This window comes from Orenia sp. (assembly GCF_055140805.1).
In genome coordinates, this window is the sequence record NZ_JBSQYM010000183.1 from 1 (window position 1) to 5,308 (window position 5,308).

Here is a 5,308-nt window from a genome sequence, read left to right on the forward strand (position 1 = left end):
CTTTAAGTTCTTAACTAAAAACCTTAAAAGATAACTTTCAGCAACGAATCTACCGAATTTACGCAAATAAAACTAAAAGATTAATTAATATTTTAATCTTTAATTCGTGTTAATTCGCTGCTAATCCTTAGCTTTTGATCTTTGGTCTTTTATTACACTTTAGACTTGGATATCTATATAGGTTCGTGAATCTAGAATAAAATTTAAACATGACGTTATAGAGAGAAAAAGTAATATTTAGGAGGTAGGTGGGTAGGGGTTAGTAGTTAGGTTTCACCCACCGATTATCTACTAGATCAATCTCTAAACAGATCTTCCATCCAGCTCTAATAACCTGCAACTTCCAGACCTTCTTTGAGAGGTTCACTAATAAAAGTTACACCTTCCACTCTTTCATTTATTAAATAATAGACATCGGCATTAAATAATTTAATTCGAAAGTAAATATATAAAGCGATTAGAGTACTTCTAGTACTCTAATCGCTCACTTAATCTGAAAATCTAATCTTTGACTTTCTACTAATAATCTCTTCCCTTCCCTGAATCTTTAATCTCTATCAACTCTTCAGGATAAGGATGAAAGAAGCTCTGTTCCTTTAAATAACTTTTATCATATTTGATAATCCAAGCCTCTAAAATATTATTAGGTACACTTAAAGGAACTTTGTTCTCACGATATTTATCTAGAGTATCTAAAAAGAACTTCTTCTCTTGACTAGATAGTTCCTTAGAGAAATAACCAAAGGCATGCATTAAAGCATTGATATTAGCTTTGTAGGTAGCCATCCCTTTTAATAGGTTATGTAGATGCTCTTCATACTCCTTGATCAATTCAGCCCAAGAGAGATGCTGCTGATTGGCTACGATCTTACCCATCCTTCTCATCTCTGCTTCCTTATAAGCAAAAAACAATAACTTATTCTCTGCTTGAAACTGAACTAGCTTACTCATAGATTTGGACTCCTTGACCTTACGGAAACGAGCCAATAAGAATAACTTTGTCAGAAAGTCCTCTCTAATTCTAAAGTTCTTTAATCTACCCTCATTTTCCATGACAGCATAAGAGAATACTTCTCCAACTTTTTGGGCAAATACCCCCTTTGACTTCTCTATTACCATCGAGCTTTTATCTATACCAGAATAGACCTTAGAATCTTTAGTTCCACAAGAGGGAGATCGGTCTTTTAGCAGAAATCCATCTACCTGATCTAATGAGCCCAAAAATTCTTCACTAAATTCTTTCATCTCATCGGTTACATCTCTTTTAGTAGCTGGTTGGATCAATCTAATCTTATCGTTCCCTTTAATCAGCCTAATCGTATCTCTAGGAACACCTAGTCCTATCTCCACTTCAGGGCAGATTGGAATAAACTCTACATAGTCCTTGAGCTTCTTGACAAATTCATCACTGATCATCACACCATTATAACGGCACTTAGCAAACTCTAAACATTTGCTGACAACTATAACAGGCTTTACAAACTCCATTATTTATACCTCCTTAAAATAAAGTTATCATAAGCTGTTGTACTAATACAATAAATAGATAGTGCGACACTTTTTATAATGGTAAATTTACTAGCCACAGGTTTCAACCTGTGGTGATGATGACATGTTACACTACGGGTTAAAACCCGTAGCTACCCCTTTAGCTTGGCATAATTGATCAATCTTATCTACATATTTATCAATCTTAAACTTCCGCTTTAAGCCATTGGCATTCATATACCTGACCTTGCCAAAGATCTCGCGCTCAGTCCAAGCCCGATCATGCTTTCCAAAGCACCAAGCTACCCCTGCAAAAGCATTAGGTTCTCTGCCATCAAGACTATACTTATTGTTGAGATAAAGAGCTATCTGATAGGCCTCTTCTGGACTTTGAGTCCATTCTAAAATCTTCTTACCCCAATACATCCTCATATAACCTTGCATCTTCCCTGTCAAGACCATCTCCAGCTGAGCAGCATTCCAATAAATATCATGGGTCAATCCTTGTTCAAATTCTTCTCTAGTATAGATGTCTTCTCGCAGATCATCCTTATGCTCATCTAAAGTCTGATAAGCCCAACCGGATAAGGTATCTTTCAAGGAAGCATCATACTTTTGATTATAATAGACAAAGTTGATACTTAATTCTCTTCTCACAATCAATTCCTCTAAAAAATCCTCTTTGCCTGGACTAATTATTTCATCCACCTCTAGAGCCAGATAAAGTGGAGATATCTGTCCAAAATGGAGATAAGGGCTCAAATTAGAGGTGTAGTCTAAAGTAGGGTCATTCCGTAGCTGCCCATACTTGTCCAGCTTATTCTCCATAAAATCTTCAAAATGCTTGATTGCTTGGGAGGTTCCTCCCTGAAAACCTTCTACTCTGCCCACACTATCATCAATATCTAAATTCTCAATAATCCTATCTATCTCGTTGATATCCAAAGTCTCCAAGTCAAAATCTAACGAAGAGATATCTACGCTCCTTGTTTCTAAAGGAACTAAGTACTTCTCTAACTGACGATGAATCTTCTTTCTAATGGTATAAGCTGCATACTCCTCCTTATTTGAAGCTTCTTCAACAGGTACAACTATATTACTCTCAACCTCTATCAGAGGGCAATTAATATTCTCTGCTACTATCTGCCGCCAGCTTCTCTCTACTCTCAGATAACCTTTATCTACAATTACCATTGAGGCATCTTGAGTTAATTTCTGTATCCCTAACTCTGGGCTCTTCTTTCTAAGAATAAACTTAATATCCCGTTTGGCTAAACTCTGGGCTACCTCCTTTAATCCTTCTAGCATAAAATAATAATGGCGAAGATTAGCTTCAGGAAAATTATCAGTCAGACCAAAAAAGACTAACAATGGTTGTTTAAGTTCATTGGCTTTATCAATAGCAAACTCTAGAGCATGATTATACTCTGTCCGTTGTGAAGCCTGCATCCAATATAGAATATAATTCCCATTCTGAAGTTCATTATTATTTAAAGTTTTAATTCTACTCTGCTGAATCAACTTTAACTCCCTCCTGTCTTACTTAGATTAATGAATATATATTAAGCTATATCAATAATAATTACTATTAATAAAATACGATAAAATTAGACTAATACCTTTATTGAAAATTAAAGTTATATCTTGTATATTAGAAAATAATACAGTAGAGAGACAATGTAATACTTTTTCTTTTGAGTGTTAGGTAGTTTGAGGGTAGGTTGTTAGGTCAAAGCTAACCATCCAACTACATATCCACCTAACAACCAAATTAACACAATATACTCCATTCGTACTAGTTAAATTACAACCTTATCATCTTCAAAAGAAAATTATAATCAGATATACTATTTTATATACTACAAGGATTTTTTAGAATTATTCAGAAGATAGATATTAAAACAACTACAAAGGAGAATGTATAATGATTAAAGTCTATTTAGTCGATGATCATCCTCTTGTACTACAAGGATTAAAGGCTTTTTTAAGTACCAATGAAGAGATAGATATAGTTGGACAAGCAAGCACTGGAGAGGATGCTTTAACAGATATCAAAGAGAAGAACCCTGAGATAACCATTGTTGATTTACACCTTCCTGATATGACAGGGGTTAAGCTAACTCAAGAAATTCTAAGGGTCAATCCCAGCATACAGATAATAGTACTCTCTAGCTTCTGTGAAGATGATGAGGTTATAGCTTCAATCGATGCTGGAGCCTTGAGCTATCTGATGAAGGATTCACCACCTCACAAGCTGATAGAAGCAATCTTTGCTGCTAAAGAGGGAGAACCTGTACTCCATCCCCGAATCGCAAAAAAATTGATGAAAAGAGTCACTAAAAAGAAAGTACTAATAGAACCACTGACCTCTAGAGAGAAGGATGTGCTATTACACTTAAGCAAAGGAAAATCAAATAAAGCAATCGGTAAAGCCTTATTCATCTCTGACAAGACTGTTAAAACTCATGTGAGTAATATATTAAGAAAACTTGATGTCAAAGATAGAACTCAGGCAGCAATCAAAGCAATTGAAGAAGATTTAGTTAGGAGGTAATCATAATGCCTAAAGAATATTTTATGGAAATTCTCAAAACAGCTAAAAAATTTAGTCTGATTGGAATTTGTATTTCCTTAATTTTTATGATAGCTACCAATGGCTTAATAGTTCATTTTTACCTGTTAATAGGTTATTTAGTTTTTGGGGGTATCGTTGGTTTTTTTATCAGTTTAACTAATAATCTGGTAAATTATTTCTTGTTTTTAAATAAAAACTATAATCCTCTCATTCAAACAATAGTTACCTATTTGGTATCTTCTACTGTCTTCTACATCATAGGCTTCCCCTTTGCTTACCTAGGTGGGCTTCCTAGAAAAGCTTTATTATATACAGCTTTGGCTAATGGTATAGTTTCAGTAATGATATCTCTTTTTCATGCTAACCTTGAAGAGAAAGAGAAAAGAATCAAATTAGAACAGGAGAATAAAGAATTAGCTATAATCGAAGAAAGAAATCGTATTGCTCGTGAACTCCATGATTCCGTCTCACAGAATCTATTTGGAATAAACCTTAACCTTAACACTCTAAACTACCTATTAGACCATGACATAGAAAAATCACAGGAGATGATTAAACAATTACAAGAGATGGTACAAGAGGTACAAACAGAGATGAGATTGATGATTTATGGATTAAAGCCTTTAGATTTGACTGAAAGAGAATTCTTAGAAGCGATAGAGAATCTGATCTCTTTATTTAAAAGAAGATACAACTTAACTATCTCTTTTTCAGTTATTGGAGATACAGACTTTATCAATAATAAAGTACAGTTGACCTTATATAGAGTATTACAAGAGTCATTAAATAATATTGTTAAGCACGCTCAAGCAGAGAAAATAGAAATTTCTTTAGAGATAAGTGAGGACAAGATTCAATTATATATTCAAGACAATGGTAAAGGATTTAACCTCCAAGAAGTAGATAAGGATAAGAGCTTTGGGTTAGAAGGGATGAAAGAACGAATTAAATATATCAATGGTAGCTTAGCTATTGAATCAACCCTAGGAGAAGGAACTAAGATTAAAGCCATAATTTAAAGGAAGTCGGGAGAAGAATTCTTCTCTCGACTTCTTTTTACTCATCAGCTTTAAATCAATGGATAACTTCGGAATAAGAATTACTTATATCAAGGTTTTATGCTAGTAGAAGAGTAATACAATAGAGAGATAGTGCGACACTTTTTATAATGGTAAATTTACTAGCCACAGGTTTCAACCTGTGGTGATGATGACATGTTACACTACGGGTTAAAACCCGTAGCTA

Annotated in this window: 4 protein-coding genes; 2 read left to right on the top strand and 2 right to left on the bottom strand. The window is 34.2% G+C overall.

Annotated elements, in window-relative coordinates; translation table 11 throughout:
- Nucleotides 1–519: 519 nt before the first annotated feature.
- Both ACTCDL_RS13915 and phrB read right to left on the bottom strand, forming a co-directional pair.
- Complete coding sequence (locus ACTCDL_RS13915; protein WP_463178071.1) at nucleotides 520–1,488, bottom strand: YbgA family protein; 969 nt, start codon at nucleotides 1,486–1,488, stop codon at nucleotides 520–522.
- 132 nt (nucleotides 1,489–1,620) lie between these two features.
- A complete protein-coding gene (gene phrB / locus ACTCDL_RS13920) occupies nucleotides 1,621–3,009 on the bottom strand; it encodes a deoxyribodipyrimidine photo-lyase (RefSeq protein ID WP_463178074.1) in 1,389 nt (462 codons plus the stop codon).
- Between the two features lie 403 nt (nucleotides 3,010–3,412).
- Here phrB and ACTCDL_RS13925 point away from each other — a divergent pair, with 403 nt between their 5' ends.
- Nucleotides 3,413–4,042: a response regulator gene (locus ACTCDL_RS13925; protein ID WP_463178076.1), complete on the top strand. Its 630-nt coding sequence runs from the start codon at nucleotides 3,413–3,415 to the stop codon at nucleotides 4,040–4,042.
- Nucleotides 4,043–4,047: 5 nt separating this feature from the next.
- Complete coding sequence (locus ACTCDL_RS13930) at nucleotides 4,048–5,082, top strand: sensor histidine kinase (RefSeq protein ID WP_463178078.1); 1,035 nt, start codon at nucleotides 4,048–4,050, stop codon at nucleotides 5,080–5,082.
- The last annotated feature ends 226 nt before the right edge of the window (nucleotides 5,083–5,308 follow it).

Coding starts and splice junctions, on each gene's coding strand:
- ACTCDL_RS13930 (WP_463178078.1), top strand. CDS start 4,048: ATGCCTAAAGAATATTTTATGGAAATTCTCAAAACAGCTAAAAAATTT.
- ACTCDL_RS13925 (WP_463178076.1), top strand. CDS start 3,413: ATGATTAAAGTCTATTTAGTCGATGATCATCCTCTTGTACTACAAGGA.
- ACTCDL_RS13915 (WP_463178071.1), bottom strand. CDS start 1,488: ATGGAGTTTGTAAAGCCTGTTATAGTTGTCAGCAAATGTTTAGAGTTT.